Raw genomic sequence first — 18011 nt, 5'->3', positions numbered from 1 at the left:
CCTGACCTCGTCATGAGTGCGCGCGTCCAGGTCGTGCTCCAGTCCCGGCTCAGCTCCTCGCGGCTGCCGGGCAAGGCCCTGCTGTCCGTCGCGGGCCGGCCGATGGTGGTGCTCGCCGCGCAGCGCGCCGGCAACGCCGGGCACCCGGTCCTGGTCGCCACCAGCGACCAGCCCGAGGACGACGTGATCGCCGCGGCCTGCGCGGGCGCCGGTGTCGCCGTCGTGCGCGGGCCGCTCGACGACCCGCTGGCGCGCTTCGTGCTGGCCGCCGAGGGGCTCGCCGACGAGGACGTCGTGGTGCGCCTGACCGCCGACAACGTCGTACCGGACGGGGACGTGGTCGGCCAGCTGGTCGCGGCCCTCGCCGCCTCCGGGCAGCAGTACGCCCGGCTCGGCGGCGACGACCCCGCGCTGCCGTACGGCGTCGCCGCGGAGGCCTTCACGGCCGGGCTGCTGCGCGCGGCCGACGCCACGGCGACCTCCGCCTTCGAGCGCGAGCACGTCACGCCGTGGATGCGCGAGCGCGAGGGCGACCTGCGCACCTCGCTGTCCGGCACCGGCGACTGGTCGGGCCTGCGCTGCACGGTCGACACCTTCGACGACTTCGTCGCGCTGGCGCGGGTCCTGGGCGGCGTGGCGGACCCGGTCGGCGCCGACTGGCGGGCGCTGTGCGACCTCGTCGGCGCGGCCACCGATCTCCGCGCGCCGCTGCCGGTGCGGGACAACCCGCTCGGCCAGTCGGCGCTGGTGCTCGGCACCGTCCAGCTCGGGGTCCCCTACGGCGCCGCCAACACCGGCGGCCTGCCGACGGACGCGGAGGTCGCCGCGGTGCTCGCCGCCGTCCGCCGCAACCGGATCACCCACCTCGACACGGCGCGCGGCTACGGCCGGTCCGAGGAGCGGCTCGGTGCGGCCCTGCGCCGCGGCCTCTCCGAGCACGCGAGCGTGGTCACCAAGGTCCTGCCGCTGACCGACGGCCAGGGCGCGGACGCGGCCCGGGCGTCGATCGCCACCAGCCTGCGCCTGCTCGGCACCTCCTCCGTCGCGGCCGTGCTCACCCACCGGGCCGCCGACTGGCACCGGCCCGGCGTGGCCGACGAGCTCGCCGGCCTGGTCGCCGACGGCACCGCCCGCGTCGTGGGGGCGAGCCTGTCGACGCCCGAGGAGCTGGTCGCGCTGCTCGCCGACCCGCGGTGCGGCTACGTCCAGCTGCCCTTCAACGTGCTCGACCGGCGCTGGCTCGCCCCCGAGGTGCAGGAGGCGCTGGCCGCGCGTCCCGACGTCGTGGTGACCGTCCGGTCGGCGTACCTCCAGGGGCTGCTGGCCGCCGGCACCGCCGCCCGCTGGCCCGCGGTCGCCGACGGCGCCGCGATCACCGCGACCCTGGACCGGGCCGTCGAGGCGCTGGGCCGCACCTCCCGCGCCGACCTGTGCCTCGCCTACGTCCTCGCCCACCCGTGGGTCACCTCGGTCGTCGCCGGCGCGGAGAACGCCGCCCAGGTCGACGACACCGCCGCGCTGGTGCACCGCCCGCCGCTCACGGCCGAGGAGGTCGCCCTCGTCCACGACCTCGTCGCGCCGGGGCCGCTCGCCCTCGTCGACCCGAGCACCTGGAGCTGAGATGGACCTCTTCGACCTCACCGGCACCGTCGCCGTCGTCAGCGGCGCCTCCGGCCGGCTCGGCCCCGCCATGGTCCGCGCGCTCGCCGGGGCCGGCGCCACCGTCGTCGCCGTCGGCCGCTCCCGGGAGCGCCTCGCCGCGGCCGTCGGGGAGGTGCCGGGCGTCGAGCTCGCGACCTGCGACATCACCACCGCGGAGTGGCCGGCGCTGCTGAGCGACGTCGCGCAGCGGCACGGGCGCCTCGACGTCCTCGTCAACAACGCCCACATCCCGCGCGGCGGCTCGCTGCGCACCGCCACCGACGACGACTACCGCCAGGCCTTCGACCTCGCCGTCACCGCCTCCGCGCGGGCGATCGAGGCCGCCCGCCCGGCGCTGGTCGCCTCGGCCGCCGCCGGAGGTCCGGCGTCGGTCGTCAACGTCTCCTCGATGTACGGCGTGGTCGCCCCCGACCTGTCGATCTACGCCGAGGAGTCGCACCGCAACCCGCCGTTCTACGGCACCGCCAAGGCCGCGATGCTCCAGCTGACCCGGTACGCCGCCGCCGAGCTCGGGCCCGAGGGCGTCCGCGTCAACGCGCTGGTCCTCGGTCCCTTCCCCGGCGACCCGGGCTCGCCGGAGGCGGAGGAGCTGCTCGGCAAGATCGCCGGTCTCACCCTGCTCGGCCGGGTCGGCCGGCCCGAGGAGGTGATGAGCGCGCTGCTCTTCCTCGCCTCGCCCGCCTCGTCGTTCGTCACCGGCTCGACCGTCGAGGTCGACGGCGGCTGGACCGCGCGCTGATTCACGCTCTCGAGACCGAGGTGTGTGGATCCGGCCCTTCTACCATCAGGGCGTGAACGCACCCCACCGCAAGCGCCTGACCACGGTCCTGGGCCTCGCCGCCCTGCTCCTGGCCCTCCTGCCGGCCGTCGCCCGCGCCGGTGACCAGCACCGCCCCTTCGCGCCCCGCGCGACCGGCACGTTCGCCGTCACCGACACCACGGTGCTGCGCCCGTTCCGGAGTGGACAGGCGGAGGTCAAGGTCGCTCTCAACGGACGGTTCGCACTGGTCGCCACCGACTTCGCCACGCAGAAGGTCGATCTCGCCGCCCGTCCGCACCGCGTCGTGGGCACCCAGGTCGGGGTCGCCGGCCACGTCGTCGCGATCCGGCCTGACAGCCGGTGGGCCTATGTCGTCGACGAGCCGCCGACCGTGCGGATCCCCAACACGCTGCACGTGCTCGACGTCCGCGGCAACAGCCTGCGACGGGTCCGGTCGCTGTCCGGCACGAGGTTCGCGGGTCGGGGCGAGGTCTCCGACCTCGAGGTCTCCCGCAACGGGCGCTTCCTCTACGTCAAGCAGCCGAACCGGATCAAGGTGTTCTCGCTGCGCAACCCGGCCCGGCCGGTGCTGGTGCGCACGGTCAAGGCTCCCGAGGGCGGGGGCGAGCTGTCGATCACCCGCGACGGCAAGCGGCTGCTGTCGCTGAGCACGTCGGGCTCGGGCTGGTACAACGTCTACGCCCTCACCACGCCCGCCCGCCCGCGCCGAATCACCACCCGGCGGATCAGCGTCGGCGACGCCTACGCGATCGCTAGCAACCTCTCGACGAGCTCGGCCTACCTGGTCACCGACTCCAGCAGCATCGATGGCCCCACCCAGTACGTCCGGTTCTCCGGCGCCACCGGCGGCGGTGCCCGCGCCTGGACCGTCCCCGACTTCGCCGACATCACCGACGCGGCGCTCTCGCCCGACGGGCGCTACCTGTTCGCGGTGAGCCTCGGCGGTGTCTACGAGCGCAGCGGCGTCATCGATACCGCCACCATGCGACCGGTGAGCACCCTGAACGGCACGTCCTTCGGCCGGGCGGTGACCTTCTCCCCCGCCGGGCGTGCGTACGTCGTCACGACCGCGTCGAGCACCGGTCAGCGGGTGCTCGTCGAGGTCAGCCGCCGCTAGTCCCCGTCAGGCCAGGTCGCGGCCGGTCGCGGAGTCCACGCCCGCCCGGTCCTCCAGCACCCGCAACCGCTCCTCGAACACGGTCGCGGCGCTGATCCGCGCCCGCACCCGGGCGTGCTCGGCCCGCACCTCGTCCAGCACCGAACGGGCCGCCTCGACCTCGGCGGCGTCGGCCGTCGGCGGCGGGTCCTGCAGCCGGGCGCGCAGGTCCTCGACCCGCTCCTCCAGGGCCGCGAGCTGCGGGCCGATCCGGGCGATCTCGCGGACGGCGTCGCCGAGGCGGCGCTCCAGGTCCGCGACCCGGTCGCCCACGTCATCCGGCAGGCGGTGGGCACGCCGCAGCGCGCGCACCACGTCCCTGGGGCCCGGACGGCTCATGCTTCCTCCTCGGAGTCGGTCGGCCAGAACCGTACCCGGCCCTGCTGCCACCAGCCGCGCAGGAGCGCGCCCTCGGCGGCCACCCGGTGCTCGGGGCCGATCCGCCCGGTCGCCCCGGACTGGTAGTCCCAGCGCTCGGGCGAGGGGTCGTCGACGTACGACAGGCCGGTCAGGTGCACCTCGGCGTCGGGGAAGAGCGCACGGGCGAGCCAGGCGGCCGTCGTACCGGTGGTGGGGGCGAGGGCGTCGGTGCGCCACGGGACGCCGAGCTCGTCGAGCAGGGGCACCGCGACCGCGTCGTTGCGGGCCACCACGAGGCCCAGGTCGGCCGGCCACGAGCCCGGCCAGACCTCGGGCCGGTGGAACATGCGCATCGGCTCCAGCAGCACGTAGAGCCGCGAGCGGTAGTCGTCGAAGGAGGACGTCGTGGCGCGGACCAGGCGGCCCCACAGCACCAGGCTGGTACGACGCCCGGCGACCGGGTCGGCGCCCGGGGCGTCGAGCACGAAGCTGTTGGTGCGCAGCACCAGGTCGCAGCCGTCGATCGCCGCGGCGCGGGCCGCCGAGGGCACCATCGGCGCGTTGCCGACGACGGCGACCGAGCGCACCTCGCCCGGCGTACGGGCGTAGGAGACGGCGAGGTCGCGCAGCGGCACCAGCCGCGGATCAACCACGGAGCCGCCGGGCGATCGCGCCGCGCACCCGGCGCGGGAAGGAGACCGGGGCCGGCGGGCCCGCCTGCCCCGCCTTCTCCGCACGGCGGGCGTCCCGCTCGTCCATCCGCTGCTCGAACACCTCGTGCTGGCGGATCCACGCCGCGATCGCCGCGTCCAGCAGCTCGCTGTCGGAGAGCTCGGAGGGCAGCCGGACGGCGTCCACGACGTTCGCCGCGAGGTCCTCGGGGCTGCCGACGACGTCGACCTCGCCGGCCAGGGCGGCCAGGTCGTCGACCATCTGCTGGGAGCGCTCGCGCACCCAGGGGACGTACGGCGCGGGGACGCCGATCTTGGCCGGCTCCGGTGCGCTGAACAGCGCGTCGCGCATCAGGTTGTCGCGCACGACCCGGATGTAGCGGTCGCGCATCGGGAAGCGGTCGCCGATCGCGACGTTGAACCGGCGCAGCAGCTCGGCCTCGGCCAGCCCGAGCGAGGGGTTCTGCATCCCGTCCGGCGCGTGCGGCACGTCCGGGTCGAAGCCGACGATCGAGCAGAACCGCTGCCACAGCAGGCTCGGGTCCGAGCCCGGCGGCGGCACCGTGAGCACGTGGAAGTGGCCGGGCTCGAGGAAGGGACCCCAACGGGCGTAGACCTTCGACGGGTCCTGGGTCTGCCAGAACGACTGGTCCGGGACGTCGCGCAGCCTGTCCAGGTAGAACTCGTAGGTCGTCGTGGAGCGCGAGCGCAGCCACTGCTGCCACTCCGCCGGGACCTGCCGGGCGAAGTCGCGCGCGGCGTGCACGACGTGCACCGGGATCGGGGCGAGCGAGCTGACGATCCGCTCGATGACCTCCGGCGGCGAGCCGCACAGCAGCTCCTCGCTGATCACCGCCACGCCCTCGTTGAGGTGCGCCCGCTCCACGACCAGGTCCCAGGTCGCGGAGAGCTGGTTCTCCGACCAGATGCCGCCGCGCAGGTCGGAGACCGCGTCGAACTGCATCCGCCGGCTGCCCGGGGGGAAGAAGAACCCCTGGGCGCGCAGCTCCTCCTTGTTGAGCCAGATCATCCGCTGGAGGAAGCTGGTGCCGGTCTTGGGGGCCCCGATGTGCAGGTAGATGGCGCTGGCGGTCAACGGGGGTCCTTCTCGGTCGGGCGACGTGCGGCCATCCTAGTGAGCCGCCCGGGCTGCTCCGCTCAGGCGGTCTTGCCCTTGCGCCAGTTGGCGGCGGCCGTGCGCGCGCTGTTCAGCTCGCTGGTGACGACGTCCAGCTCGGCCTCCAGCTCGGCCACCCGTACGACGGCCTGGCTGGCCCGCTCCTCGGCGTCGCCCAGGCGCCGGGTCAGCCCCTCGTTCTCGCGCTGGGTGGTGCTCGCCTGGTCGCGGACCTCCCCGAGCTCGCGCCGGGCGTCGGCCAGCTCCGCGGCGGCGTCGCCGAGGCGCTTCTCCAGGCGCGCGACGGTCGCGTCGCGCCGGGCGAGCTTGCCGGTCATGTCGGCGGCGAACTCGACGTTCTCCGTCGTACGGACCTCGGTGAGGCGGGCGTAGGCCTTCGCCTGCTGGGCGCGGTCGCGCGCGGCCTCCTCACGGGAGTCCAGCAGCTCGGAGTGGGTGATCTTCGTGGCGGCGGCGCCCAGCACGACCGCCGCGAGCGCGGCGACGGTGACGAGCAGCCAGGATCCGGTCAGGGCCGTGCCCACGACGGCGAGCGCCGAGACCACGAGCATGGACGCGGCGACCACGAGACGGGTCGACCGCTGGCGACGACGGTTGCCGACAGGGGAAGTCATGCCAGCACGGTATGCCCGTGGCCACGTGAGACCCGGGAGACACGCTTGTCCCACCTGTCACATCCGCACCAGGCTGGCGATAGTCCCTGACGAAAAGCACTGATTTCCCGCGGGAAAGCGTGCTTTTCGTCAGGGACTACCGCGGGCCAGCACCCTCAGGCCGGCTTGTCGTCGTCGCGGACCCGGCAGGCCCGCTCCAGCAGCAGCGCGGCGACCAGCGCCACCAGCGCGCAGCCGGCGGCCGCGAGCGAGCCGGCGATCCGGTCGTCGGCCTGCTCGGCCCGGTCACCGATCCAGCTGAGGGCGTAGCCGGCGTACCCACCGCCGACGAGGGCGCTCACCAGGGCGCAGGCACGCGCGAGCACCAGCCGGTTGACGGCCTGGTGCGCCTCGAGCCGCTCGCGTCGTACGTGCACGGCGCGGTAGGTGATCCACGCGACATACCCCAGGATCGCGGCGAGCAGCGCCAGCGCGAGCGGTTGGCCCCGCGTCACCAGCGGCGGTACGACGCCCAGCCGGTCCGCCACCGGGTGCAGCGCCCAGCCCAGCACCGCACCGACCACCGCCCAGCCCAGCAGGGTGAGCAGCGAGGTCGGGCGCAGTGCTCCCGACGGGGGCTCCCCGCCGGGGTCCCCCTCCGCGCTCACTCGAGCTCGAGGACCAGGTCCGGCCGCGCGGTCAGGCCGCTGTCTCCGACGGCCGCCAGCAGGTCGGCGACCGGTCCTCGGTCGAGGAACACCGCGTCGGGCTCGAGGTCGAGCCAGGGCTTCAGCACGAACGCACGCTCGTGGGCGCGCGGGTGCGGGAGCCGCAGCTCCTCCTTGTCGCTGCGCCGGTCGCCGACGACGATCAGGTCGACGTCGAGGGTGCGCGGAGCGTTCTTGGCCTCGCCGCGCAGGCGGTCGAAGGCGTCCTCGATCGCCAGCGCACGGTCGATCAGGCGGTGCGCGGAGAGCGTGGTGTCGGCGAGCACGACCGCGTTGAGGAAGTTCTGCGAGCCCTCCGGGCAGTCCACGGGCGCGCTCTCGTAGACCGGCGAGACGCCGGTGACCCACACGTTCGGGGTGTCCGCGAGGGCGTCGACACCGCCCTGCAGGTTGGAGAAGCTCTCGCCGAGGTTCGAGCCCAGCGCGATCACCACACGACGGATCGGGCGCATCTCCCCGGTGAGGGTGTCCGCATCGATGATGTTCGGGTTCGGGGTCTCGGTCATGCTGGGGCCTCCGTCTTTCCGGTTCGGTTTCCCGCCGTGTCCCCCGGCACCCGCGAACGGGTGATGGTGAGACGTACGTCGGCGAAGGTCGCCTGGATGGGCGCGTCCGGCTTGTGCACCGTCACTCGCGTCCATTCAACACGACCGTCCCTGAGAGCGACATCGGCGATGCGCTCGGCAAGGGTCTCGATCAGGTCGACCGGGTCCCGCTCGACCGCCGCGACCACGCGGTCCACCAGGCCGCCGTAGTCGACCGTGTCGGCGAGGTCGTCGCTCGCCGCGGCGGGACGGGTGTCCACGCCCAGCACCAGGTCGATCTTGAAGACCTGGCCGTCGCGGCGCTCGTGGTCGAACACCCCGTGGTGGGCGAAGCACTCGATGCCGTCGATGCTCAGCTCGTCAGTCACCGGCTTCCTTCCCACCCGCTGCCCGATCAGCGGTGTACCCGCTCCACTGTGCCGCAACCGCCAGCGCGTCGCGATGGGCGCGCACATCGTGGACCCGCAGGCACCAGATGCCGGTGCCGCCCAAGCCCGCCGCCAGCAGCGTCGTCAGCGCGATCCCCGCGGCCTCACGCTCCCCCACCGGCCGCGGGTCGCCCTGGTCGTCCTCCAGCAGACGCCCCAGGAAGGTCTTGCGGCTCGCGCCCACCAGCAGCGGGAAGCCCTGCGCAACCTCGTCGAGGTGCCGCAGCAGCTCCCAGTTGTGGTGCGCCTGCTTGGCGAAGCCCAGCCCGGGGTCCAGGACCACCTGCTCGTCCCGCACCCCGGCCGCGCGGATCGCCGCCACCCGCTGCGCCAGCTCCTCGCGCACCGCCGTGACGACGTCCGGCTGGTAGGTCGTGAACTGCTGCATCGTGTCGCTGTGCGCCCGCCAGTGCATCGCGACGTACCTCGCGCCGGTGCTCGCCACCACGTCCAGGATCGCCGGATCGGCGAGCCCGCCGGAGACGTCGTTGACGATGCTCGCCCCGGCCTCCACGGCCCGGGCCGCGACCTCGGCGCGCATGGTGTCGACCGAGACGGTCGCGCCGTCGGCGGCCAGCGCCTCGATGACCGGTACGACGCGGTCCAGCTCCTCCGCCAGCAGCGGCCGGGTGGCACCCGGCCGGGTCGACTCACCCCCGACGTCGAGGATGTCCGCACCGTCCGCCAGCAGCGCGCGGCCGTGCGCGACGGCGCGCTCCGGGTCGTCGTACCGGCCGCCGTCGGAGAAGGAGTCGGGCGTGACGTTGACGACCCCCATCACGAGCGGGAGCTGCGGGGTCACGGGACGACCCTATCGAGGGCGGACGACGCGGGTCTCGCCTCCCTGCACGAACGCCGCGACCCGGGGATGGAGCACGACGTGCAGCCCACCCTCGCTGTACGCCGCGTCGAGGGCCGTCCTCTCCTTCGGACCGGCACCCTGCTCGCGGGACGCGATGCTGAGGACCCCGGGGTCCTGGATCGAGACCGTGAGCAGGTCGCGGCCGTCCGACGACGTCAGCTCCAGCTCGACGCCGCGGCGGCCGCCGAGGTCGACGGTGACGCGCTCCAGGTCCCACTGCCACGGCACGCCACGGGAGTCCCGCTCGGCCCGCCAGTCCTGGAGCCTGCGCCGGAGCCGAGATCGGCCGGAGCGGTCGCCGGGCTGGTGGACGAAGTCCCACTGCCCGGTCGGGCCGACGAAGAGCGGACGCCCGGCCGGGGCGCCGACCGTGGGATCGACGACCCGGCCCCCGTCCTCGAGGAAGCGCCCGGCTGCGGCGGTGAAGTGGAGCTGGAAGCTCTCGACGAACAGCGAGTACTGGACACCCTCCGCGAAGGCTGCGCCGAACCGGTCCTCGTCGTCCGGGTGGTGCCAGCTCGGCAGGCTGACGAGCTGCACCGAGCCGACCCGGTCGAAGAGCGCCCTCCACCGCGTCCCGTCCGCGTCGCGGAAGAACACCGACAGCTCGCCGGCGACCAGGTCCCACGAGATGGACGCACACTCCATCGACCGGATGTCGATGCCGCGCTCGTCCCACTGCCGGCAGTCCCAGCACGCGGCTGCCTCGTTCCACACGACGCCGTCGTCCGTCACGTCCCTCTCCCGCCTCTCCGGACCCAGGATCTCGCGCGGGGGTGCGACGCACCTACCGATTTCGTCGCGATCCCGCCCGAACGACGACGAATTCGGTGGGTGCGTGGGTGACGGTCAGGACCGCGGGCTGTGGATCAGCGCCATCGCCTCGGCGCGGGTGGCCGGGTTGTGCATGATCCCGCGCACGGCCGAGGTCAGCGTGCGGGCGCCGGCCTTGCGGACCCCGCGCATGGTCATGCACAGGTGCTCGGCCTCGATCACCACGATGACGCCGCGCGCCTCGAGGATCTGCATCAACGAGTCCGCGATCTGGGTCGTCAGCCGCTCCTGGACCTGCGGCCGCTTGGCGTAGAGGTCGACCAGGCGCGCCAGCTTGGACAGGCCGGTGATCTTGCCGCTGCCGGCGGGGATGTAGCCGACGTGGGCGACGCCGGTGAAGGGCACCAGGTGGTGCTCGCACATCGACCACAGCTCGATGTCACGGACCAGCACCATCTCGTCGTGGCCGAGGTCGAAGGTCGTGGTGAGCACGTCCTCGGGGGCCATCCGGAGGCCGGCGGTGAGCTCGGCGTACGCCCGGGCGACCCGGGCCGGGGTCTCCAGCAGGCCCTCGCGGGTGGGGTCCTCGCCGATGGCGTACAGCAGCTCGCGCACGGCCGCCTCCGCGCGCTCGTGGTCGAACGCGGGTACGTCGGACGGGGTCCGCTCCGGCACGGAGATCGGGTCGGCCACGGCTCAGCTGCCGGCGGTGGGAGCCGGGGGCTGCGGGTCGGTGGGCGGGGCCGAGGGCGTGCCGCCGTAGACGTCGCCGCCGGGGCCGGGCGGCGTGAGGATCTGGCCGCCCTCCTCGGTCTCCGGCGCGGTCTGGCCGTTGAGCTGGGCGCGCCGGCGGATCTCCTCGGGGATCTCCACCGGCGGGATGTCAGAGGGGATCCGGTTCGGCGACCCGGTCCACGCGGGGCGCTCGGGGCGCCGTCGCAGCGCGGTGAAGATCTCCGCGACCTGCTCCTTGTCGAGGGTCTCCTTGTCGAGCAGCGCGAGCACGAGGTCGTCGAGGACGTCGCGATTCTCGACCAGGATGTCGAAGGCCTCCTGGTGCGCCACGGCGAGGAACTTCTTGGTCTCGTCGTCGATCGCCGCGGCGACGTCCTCGGAGTAGTTGCGCTGGTGGCCCATGTCGCGGCCCAGGAAGGGCTCGGAGTTGGAGTCGCCGAGCTTGATCGCGCCGAGCCGCTCGGTCATGCCGTACTGGGTGACCATCGCGCGGGCCAGGCTGGTGGCCTTCTCGATGTCGTTGCCGGCGCCCGTGGTCGGGTCGTGGAAGACCATCTCCTCGGCCGCCCGGCCGCCCAGCATGTAGGCGAGCTTGTCGAGCATCTCCGAGCGGGTCTGGGAGTACTTGTCCTCGTCCGGCAGCACCATCGTGTAGCCGAGCGCGCGACCGCGGGGCAGGATCGTGATCTTGTGGACCGGGTCGGTGCCCGGCAGCGCCGCCGCGACGAGGGCGTGGCCGCCCTCGTGGTAGGCGGTGATCAGCTTCTCCTTCTCCGACATCAGCCGCGAGTTGCGCTGCGGGCCGGCGATGACCCGGTCGATCGCCTCGTCGAGGGTCGCCGAGGTGATGACCTTCTGGCCGTTGCGGGCGGTGAGCAGCGCGGCCTCGTTGAGCACGTTGGCGAGGTCGGCACCGGAGAAGCCGGGGGTGCGTCGCGCGACCGAGGTCAGGTCGACGGAGCCGTCGAGCGGCTTGCCCCGCGAGTGGACCTCGAGGATCCGCTTGCGGCCGGCGAGGTCCGGGGCGTCGACCTGGATCTGGCGGTCGAAGCGGCCCGGGCGCAGCAGCGCCGGGTCGAGCACGTCGGGCCGGTTGGTGGCCGCGATCAGGATGACCCCGCCGCGGACGTCGAAGCCGTCCATCTCGACGAGGAGCTGGTTGAGGGTCTGCTCGCGCTCGTCGTGACCGCCGCCCATGCCGGCGCCGCGGTGGCGGCCGACGGCGTCGATCTCGTCGATGAAGACGATGGCCGGAGCGTTCTCCTTGGCCTGCTCGAACAGGTCGCGCACCCGGGAGGCACCGACGCCGACGAACATCTCGACGAAGTCGGAACCGGAGATCGAGTAGAACGGCACGCCGGCCTCACCCGCGACCGCGCGGGCGAGCAGCGTCTTGCCGGTGCCCGGAGGGCCGTAGAGCAGCACGCCCTTGGGGATCTTGGCGCCCACGGCCTGGAACTTGCCGGGCTCCTGGAGGAACTCCTTGATCTCGCCGAGCTCCTCGATCGCCTCGTCGCAGCCCGCGACGTCGGCGAAGGTGGTCTTGGGCATGTCCTTGGAGATCATCTTCGCCTTGGACTTGCCGAACTGCATGACGCCCCGGCCACCGCCCTGGACGTTGTTCATCAAGAAGATGAAGAGCGCGATGATCAGCACGAAGGGCAGCAGGGTCGCGAGCAGCGAGCCCAGCAGGCTGGGCTGCGGGTTCTTGGAGTTCGCCTCCTCGATGGTGCCCTTGTCGACCTGCTCCTTGACGGCGGCGAGGATCGACTCCTGCTCGCCGTTGATGTAGTGCGTGATCACCTTGTCGCCGGCGTCGCGCGTGCCCTTGTCGAGCTCGGCCTCGATCGACTGGTCACCGTCGGTGAACGTGATCTTCTTGACCTCGCCCTTCGCGACGTACTTCTCGAGCTGGGAGGTCGGCACCTCGTCGTACCCACCCCCGGGCGCGAGGTACTGCAGCGCGAGGATGACGGTGACGACCGCCACCCCGATCCAGAGCCAAGGCCCTCTGAAAACCCGCTTCACCGACTGACCGTCCCCACCGTCTCCACCATCAAGGATCTGACGACGGTACACGTCGTCGTCAGACTCATTCTGTCTGGTCCATGGTTGCGCCGCACGCCCGGGCGGCCTCAGCGGCGGTCAGGAGTAGACCGAGGGCGCGAGCGTGCCGATGTCACGCAGGTTGCGGTAGCGCTCGCGGTAGTCCAGGCCGTAGCCCACGACGAACTCGTTGGGGATGTCCCAGCCGACGTACTTGGCCTCCACCGGCATCTGCAGCGCCTCCGGCTTGCGCAGCAGGGTGGCGATCTCGACGCTCGCCGGACCGCGCGAGCCGAGGTTGGAGGTCAGCCACGACAGGGTCAGGCCGGTGTCGATGATCTCGTCGACGATGAGCACGTGGCGACCGGTGATGTCGGCGTCGAGGTCCTTGAGGATCCGTACGACGCCGGAGGACTTCGTGCCCGAGCCGTACGACGAGACGGCCATCCAGTCCATCTCGACGTGCTTGCCGAGCGAGCGGGACAGGTCGGCCATCACCATCACCGCGCCGCGCAGCACGCCGACGAGGACGAGGTCCAAGCCGTCGTAGTCACGCTCGATCTCGGCGGCCAGCTCCTTGATCCGCTCCTGGATCTGGGCCTCGGTGAAGAGCACCTCGACGAGGTCGTCCGCGACATCATCCGCCTGCATGGACGTCAGCCTGCCACAGCGGTCGGCCGGAAGCGGAGGTGGGAGCGGTCCCGGTACGCCGTCACGTGGCCCGGCAGCTGGACCTCCCCGGTGAGCGCGCCGCTCGCCAGCCGGTGCAGTGCGGTGACGTGGACGTGGAAGAGCTCAGCGTCGAGCGCACCGGCGTCCAGCGCGGCGAGCCGCAGGACCCGGGTGGCGAGGGCCGGGAGCAGGCCGGCGAGCGGGGCGAGCGGGAGCCCCTCGGCGCCGGCGAGATCGGCGTGCGCGGCCTCGGCGAGGGCGTCGAGCGCCTCCACGTCGGCCCGGACCTGGTCGGCGGTGCGGGCCAACGTCGCGGCGACGCCCGGTCCCAGCTCGTCCTCCAGCACGGGCAGCACCCGCTGGCGGACCCGGACCCGGGCGAAGCCGGGGTCGCTGTTGTGCGGGTCGTCCCAGTATTCGATGCCCTCGGCCAGGCAGGCGGCGACGGTGTCAGCGCGGGCCACGTCGAGCAGCGGCCGCTCGTAGTGGTCGAACGAGCGGCGCATGCCGGCGAGGCTGCGGCCGCCCGAGCCGCGGGCCAGGCCGAGCAGCACGGTCTCGGCCTGGTCGTCGCGGGTGTGGCCGAGCAGCACGGTCGCGCCACCGAAGTGCGCGCGCATCTGCTCCAGCACGTCGTAGCGGGCGCGCCGGGCCGCCGCCTCGATGCCGAGCCCGCCCGGTTCGACGTGCACCCGGGCGCTCGCGGTCTCGTTGACGCCGAGCCCGGCCATCTGCGCCACCACGTGCGCGGCGTGCTCGGCGGAGCCCGCCTGGAGCCCGTGGTCGACGGTCACCCCGATCACCCGGAGCCCGGCCTTGTGCCCCTCGAAGAGGGTGGCGCTGAGCAGGGCGAGCGAGTCGGCCCCGCCCGAGCAGGCAACCAGCACGGCGGCGCCGGGCTCGTGCGCGGCCAGCGCGCGTCGTACGCCCTGGCGGGCGGCGGCGACCGCGGGATGCAGGCCCATCAGGCCAGGACGCGGCGGACCCAGCCCTCGGGGTCGGCCAGCTCGGCCTTGCCGGGGAGGTTCTCCGGGGCGGCCCACACGGCGTTGAACTCGGCCATGCCGACCTTGTCGACGACCGCGCGGACGAACTTCGCGCCGTCGCGGTACTGCGCCATCTTGGCCTCCAGGCCGAGCAGGCGGCGCAGGATGCGGTCGAGGGCACCGACGCCCTGGCGGCGCTGGGTGAACTTGCGGCGGATCCGCTCCACGCTCGGGATCACCGTGGGGCCGACGTCGTCCATGACCACGTCGGCGTGCCCCTCCAGCAGCGACATCATCCCGGTGACCCGGTCGAGCACCTCGCGCTGCTCGGGGCTGCTGAACATGTCGACGATGCTGCCGCCGTTGCGGCCCGCCTTGATCGCCTCGGCGATCCGCTCGACGCCGGCGTCGAGGAAGCTGCTCGGCTCGACCGCGTCGCTGATCGCCTGGATCTCGGAGAACAGGTGCTCGCGCATCCACGGCACCGCGGTGAACTGCACCCGGTGGGTCTCCTCGTGCAGGCACACCCAGAGCCGGAAGTCGTGCGGGTCGACGCCGAGCTCGCGCTCGACGTGGACGATGTTCGGCGCGACCAGCAGCAGCCGGCCGTGGTCGGGGTGGAACGGGTCGAACTGGCCGAGCACCTTGCCGGCGAGGAAGCCCAGCAGGCCGCCCACCTCAGCACCGGTGACCTTCGAGCCGACCTTGAGCGCCAGGCCCGACGGAGGCTTGCTGGCCACGAGCTTCTCGACCATCGGCCGGGTCGCCACCGCGAAGCCCTCGACGTTCGCCTGCACCCAGCCGGGCCGGTCGACCACCAGGATCGGGGCGGTGCCGTCGGGAGCGTCGAGGCCGGTGAAGTCGCGGACCAGTCCGGTCGAGCGGTGCGCGCCCGCCCGCAGCTCGGCCACCGCCGCGTCCGCCTCGGCGCGGGTCACCACCGGGCCGTCGCCGGCGAGCCGGCTGCCGAGCGCGGCGGCCAGGCCCCAGTCGATCATCGGGGGCAGCTCGGTGCTCGGTACGGACATGGGGGCAGCCTAGACCGCAGCTGGGCGCGGGCCCGGGGCCTCACCGTCTCGCCCACCGGACCACCGTCCGGCGCTCGGACTACTATCTCGATAGATTTGATCGACTTAGTGTTCCAGGCGGAAGGCGACGACGGTGACGGTGGACCTCGGGAGTCCTCGGCGTACGACGCCCGCACCCGCGCCGGGCGACGCGGACCTGCTGGGTGCGCGCCTGGTGCCGCGGCGCAAGCCCGGTCAGTGGATCTCCGCGGCCCTCGTGCTCGTCCTGGTCGCGCTCGTCCTGCGCAGCATGGTCACCAACCCGCACTACCAGTGGGACGTCGTGGGCCACTTCTTCCTGCGCCCCTCCATCCTCGACGGCCTGGTCCTCACCCTGTGGCTGACCGCGGCGGTGCTGTTGTGCGGCTACCTGATCGGCATCGTGCTAGCCGTCATGCGGCTCTCCGACAACCCGGTGCTCAAGTCCGTCAGCTTCGTCTACGTCTGGCTGTTCCGCTCGGTCCCGCCCCTGGTGCAGCTGCTGTTCTGGTTCGAGCTGTCCTCGCTCTACCCCACCCTCTCGCTGTCGATCCCGGGCGTGAAGACCTTCGCGACCGTCGAGACCGCCCACCTGTTCACCGGCATCCTCGCGGCTTTCGTCGGGCTGACCCTCGACGTCGCCGCCTTCGCCGCCGAGATCGTGCGCGGCGGGCTGCTCGCGGTCGACCCCGGCCAGGCCGAGGCCGCCAAGTCGCTGGGCCTGGGCAAGCGCCGGATCTTCCGGCGCATCGTGCTCCCCCAGGCGATGCCGTCGATCATCCCGGCGAGCGGCAACCTGCTGATCGGCATGCTCAAGGCGACCTCGATCGTCAGCGTGATCGCGGTGCAGGACCTGCTCTACTCCGTGCAGCTGATCTACAACCAGAACTACCTGATCATCCCGCTGCTGCTGGTCGCCACGATCTGGTACATCATCCTCACCACGCTGCTCTCCATCGGGCAGTTCTTCGTGGAGCGGCACTACGCCCGCGGCCGCGACGGCGGTACGACGCGCGGGCTGTGGCAGGTCACCCGCGGCAACCTGCCGCTGCGCACCCGCACCCGTGCCGACCTCGGCGGGCTCGCATGAGCACGCCCCTGGTGCGGATCCGCGGCCTGCGCAAGAGCTTCGGCCACCAGCTGGTGCTGGCGGACGTCGACCTCGACGTCGCCCGCGGCGAGGTGGCCGTGCTGCTCGGCCCCTCCGGATCCGGCAAGTCCACGCTGCTGCGCTGCATCAACCACCTGGAGAAGCCCGACGCCGGCTTCGTCGAGGTCGACGGCGAGGTGATCGGCTACCGCCACGACGGCCGCCACCTGCGCGAGCTGCCCGACCGTGCGATCACCCGGCAGCGGGCCGGCATCGGCATGGTCTTCCAGCAGTTCCACCTGTTCCCGCACAAGACAGCGCTGGAGAACATCGTCGAGGGCCAGCTCGCCGCCGGCGTACGACGGCCGGAGGCCGCGGCGCGGGCCACCGAGCTCCTGGAGCGGGTAGGCCTCGCGGGGCGCGAGGCGTCGTACCCGCGCCAGCTGTCGGGGGGCCAGCAGCAGCGGGTGGCGATCGCCCGGGCCGTGGCCAACCGGCCGGACCTGATCCTCTTCGACGAGCCGACCAGCGCCCTCGACCCGGAGATGGTCGGCGAGGTGCTGACGGTCATGAAGGACCTCGCCAGCACCGGCCTGACGATGATCGTCGTCACCCACGAGATCGGCTTCGCCCGCGAGGCGGCCGACCAGGTCGTCTTCCTCGACGGGGGCCGCGTCGTGGAGTCCGGACCGCCCGCCGACGTCCTCGCGAACCCGCACCACGAGCGCGCCCGCGCGTTCCTCTCCGCCGTCCTGTGAACCCCTCGAAAGGATCCCCCGTGAAGCCCACCCGGACCGCTCTCGCCGGTGCCACCGCCGTCCTCGCCCTCACCCTCGCCGCCTGCGGCGAGAGCTCGGACACCCTCAGCGCGGACGACAAGAAGGTCGGCGCGGACACCAGCGTCGCGCCGGTCGAGCTGCCGACCGAGGACGTCGTGTCGGGCATCGCGGCCGACCCGGAGCTGCGCGCGAAGCTGCCGAAGGCGGTCCAGGACAGCGGCAAGCTCACCATCGGGGTGACCGAGGCCGTCGGCGAGACGTTCCTGCCGCACTCCGGCTCGACCGCCGACGGCACCCAGGTGGGCCTCGACATCGACCTGCGCGACGCCGTCGCGAAGGTCCTCGGGGTCACCTGGGACGTGCAGTTCGGCAGCTTCGAGACGATCGTGCCCGGCACCCAGAGCGGCCGGTACGACGTCGGCCAGGCCAACTTCGCGGTCACCACCGAGCGGCTGAAGGTCGTCGACTTCGCGACGTACGTCAAGGACGGCCAGTCGTTCGTGGCCACCAAGGACAACGACCTCGACAAGGTCACCACGCTGACCGACATCTGCGGCCACAAGGTGTCGACCACCCCGGGGTCGAGCTTCCAGCAGATCCTGGAGAAGGGCGCCGGCGACTGCGCGAAGGCCGGCAAGAAGCCCTACCGGGTGGAGTACTTCAAGGACCAGGCCGCGATCCTGCTCGGCCTGCAGAGCGGCAAGACCGACCTCTTCTTCGGCCCGACGCTGAGCCTGCGCTACATCGCCGCGCACCAGCCGAACCTCGCCTACCTCGGCGAGATCAGCTCCAGCGACGTGGGCTTCGTGACCGACAAGGGCTCACCGCTCGCGCCGGTGCTGGTCGAGGCCGTCAACGAGCTCATCGCCAGCGGCACCTACGCCAAGATCTTCGCCAAGTGGGACGTGGCGGGCATCGGCATCGACAAGTCCGAGCTCGACCCCGAGCCGGCGTTCTGA

General features: G+C 72.8%; 20 protein-coding genes. 6 read left to right on the top strand and 14 right to left on the bottom strand.

What is annotated here, in order from left to right; genetic code table 11:
* The first annotated feature begins 12 nt into the window (after positions 1-12).
* From MRBLML1_RS19660 to MRBLML1_RS19650, 3 genes are read left to right on the top strand one after another with little or no spacing between them, the layout of a single operon-like run.
* Entirely contained in the window at positions 13-1620 is a 1608-nt protein-coding gene (locus tag MRBLML1_RS19660) for an aldo/keto reductase (RefSeq protein WP_364519188.1), read from the top strand.
* A gap of 1 nt (position 1621) precedes the next feature.
* Positions 1622-2401 carry an SDR family NAD(P)-dependent oxidoreductase gene (locus MRBLML1_RS19655; protein ID WP_364519186.1) on the top strand — a complete coding sequence of 260 codons (780 nt, stop codon included), beginning with the start codon at positions 1622-1624 and terminating at the stop codon, positions 2399-2401.
* Positions 2402-2453: 52 nt separating this feature from the next.
* Complete coding sequence (locus MRBLML1_RS19650; protein ID WP_364519184.1) at positions 2454-3560, top strand: WD40 repeat domain-containing protein; 1107 nt, start codon at positions 2454-2456, stop codon at positions 3558-3560.
* A 6-nt stretch (positions 3561-3566) separates the two neighbouring features.
* Here the strand turns inward: MRBLML1_RS19650 and MRBLML1_RS19645 are convergent, their stop codons facing one another.
* The 14 genes from MRBLML1_RS19645 to MRBLML1_RS19580 form a co-directional block, all read right to left on the bottom strand.
* Entirely contained in the window at positions 3567-3938 is a 372-nt protein-coding gene (locus MRBLML1_RS19645; RefSeq protein ID WP_364519182.1) for a hypothetical protein, read from the bottom strand.
* Positions 3935-4612 carry a hypothetical protein gene (locus tag MRBLML1_RS19640; RefSeq protein ID WP_364519180.1) on the bottom strand — a complete coding sequence of 226 codons (678 nt, stop codon included), beginning with the start codon at positions 4610-4612 and terminating at the stop codon, positions 3935-3937. Before MRBLML1_RS19640 ends, MRBLML1_RS19645 begins: the two co-directional genes overlap by 4 nt.
* A complete protein-coding gene (locus tag MRBLML1_RS19635; protein ID WP_364519178.1) occupies positions 4605-5726 on the bottom strand; it encodes a hypothetical protein in 1122 nt (373 codons plus the stop codon). The genes MRBLML1_RS19640 and MRBLML1_RS19635 overlap by 8 nt, the downstream gene beginning before the upstream one ends.
* A 62-nt stretch (positions 5727-5788) precedes the next feature.
* Entirely contained in the window at positions 5789-6382 is a 594-nt protein-coding gene (locus tag MRBLML1_RS19630; RefSeq protein WP_364519176.1) for a hypothetical protein, read from the bottom strand.
* A 155-nt stretch (positions 6383-6537) separates the two neighbouring features.
* Positions 6538-7029: a DUF3180 domain-containing protein gene (locus MRBLML1_RS19625; RefSeq protein ID WP_364519174.1), complete on the bottom strand. Its 492-nt coding sequence runs from the start codon at positions 7027-7029 to the stop codon at positions 6538-6540.
* Positions 7026-7595 (bottom strand): 2-amino-4-hydroxy-6-hydroxymethyldihydropteridine diphosphokinase, encoded by a 570-nt coding sequence (folK, locus tag MRBLML1_RS19620; protein WP_364519172.1) that lies wholly within the window; start codon positions 7593-7595, stop codon positions 7026-7028. The genes MRBLML1_RS19625 and folK overlap by 4 nt, the downstream gene beginning before the upstream one ends.
* On the bottom strand, positions 7592-8002 hold the full coding sequence (gene folB, locus MRBLML1_RS19615; RefSeq protein WP_364519170.1) for a dihydroneopterin aldolase: 411 nt from the start codon (positions 8000-8002) through the stop codon (positions 7592-7594). Before folB ends, folK begins: the two co-directional genes overlap by 4 nt.
* A complete protein-coding gene (folP, locus tag MRBLML1_RS19610) occupies positions 7995-8840 on the bottom strand; it encodes a dihydropteroate synthase (RefSeq protein ID WP_364519717.1) in 846 nt (281 codons plus the stop codon). Before folP ends, folB begins: the two co-directional genes overlap by 8 nt.
* Positions 8841-8873: 33 nt before the next feature.
* Positions 8874-9659 (bottom strand): hypothetical protein, encoded by a 786-nt coding sequence (locus tag MRBLML1_RS19605; protein WP_364519168.1) that lies wholly within the window; start codon positions 9657-9659, stop codon positions 8874-8876.
* Between the two features lie 114 nt (positions 9660-9773).
* Positions 9774-10379, bottom strand: coding sequence for a GTP cyclohydrolase I FolE (folE, locus tag MRBLML1_RS19600; RefSeq protein ID WP_364519715.1), 606 nt, complete (start codon positions 10377-10379; stop codon positions 9774-9776).
* A gap of 15 nt (positions 10380-10394) precedes the next feature.
* Positions 10395-12461, bottom strand: a complete 2067-nt coding sequence (gene ftsH, locus MRBLML1_RS19595) for an ATP-dependent zinc metalloprotease FtsH (protein WP_364519166.1) — start codon at positions 12459-12461, stop codon at positions 10395-10397.
* Between the two features lie 117 nt (positions 12462-12578).
* Positions 12579-13130, bottom strand: a complete 552-nt coding sequence (gene hpt / locus MRBLML1_RS19590) for a hypoxanthine phosphoribosyltransferase (protein WP_364519164.1) — start codon at positions 13128-13130, stop codon at positions 12579-12581.
* A 5-nt stretch (positions 13131-13135) separates the two neighbouring features.
* On the bottom strand, positions 13136-14116 hold the full coding sequence (gene tilS / locus MRBLML1_RS19585; RefSeq protein ID WP_364519162.1) for a tRNA lysidine(34) synthetase TilS: 981 nt from the start codon (positions 14114-14116) through the stop codon (positions 13136-13138).
* Positions 14116-15165, bottom strand: coding sequence for a zinc-dependent metalloprotease (locus tag MRBLML1_RS19580; RefSeq protein WP_364519160.1), 1050 nt, complete (start codon positions 15163-15165; stop codon positions 14116-14118). The genes tilS and MRBLML1_RS19580 overlap by 1 nt, the downstream gene beginning before the upstream one ends.
* Positions 15166-15298: 133 nt before the next feature.
* Between MRBLML1_RS19580 and MRBLML1_RS19575 the strand changes: the two genes are divergently transcribed.
* From MRBLML1_RS19575 to MRBLML1_RS19565, 3 genes are read left to right on the top strand one after another with little or no spacing between them, the layout of a single operon-like run.
* Positions 15299-16273, top strand: a complete 975-nt coding sequence (locus tag MRBLML1_RS19575; protein WP_364519158.1) for an amino acid ABC transporter permease — start codon at positions 15299-15301, stop codon at positions 16271-16273.
* On the top strand, positions 16270-17031 hold the full coding sequence (locus MRBLML1_RS19570; protein ID WP_364519156.1) for an amino acid ABC transporter ATP-binding protein: 762 nt from the start codon (positions 16270-16272) through the stop codon (positions 17029-17031). The genes MRBLML1_RS19575 and MRBLML1_RS19570 overlap by 4 nt, the downstream gene beginning before the upstream one ends.
* A 20-nt stretch (positions 17032-17051) precedes the next feature.
* Positions 17052-18011: an ABC transporter substrate-binding protein gene (locus MRBLML1_RS19565; protein ID WP_364519154.1), complete on the top strand. Its 960-nt coding sequence runs from the start codon at positions 17052-17054 to the stop codon at positions 18009-18011.

It is taken from the genome of Nocardioides sp. LML1-1-1.1 (genome assembly GCF_040676175.1).
GTDB lineage: Bacteria > Actinomycetota > Actinomycetes > Propionibacteriales > Nocardioidaceae > Nocardioides.
This window is presented reverse-complemented; position numbering and strand designations above follow the sequence as displayed.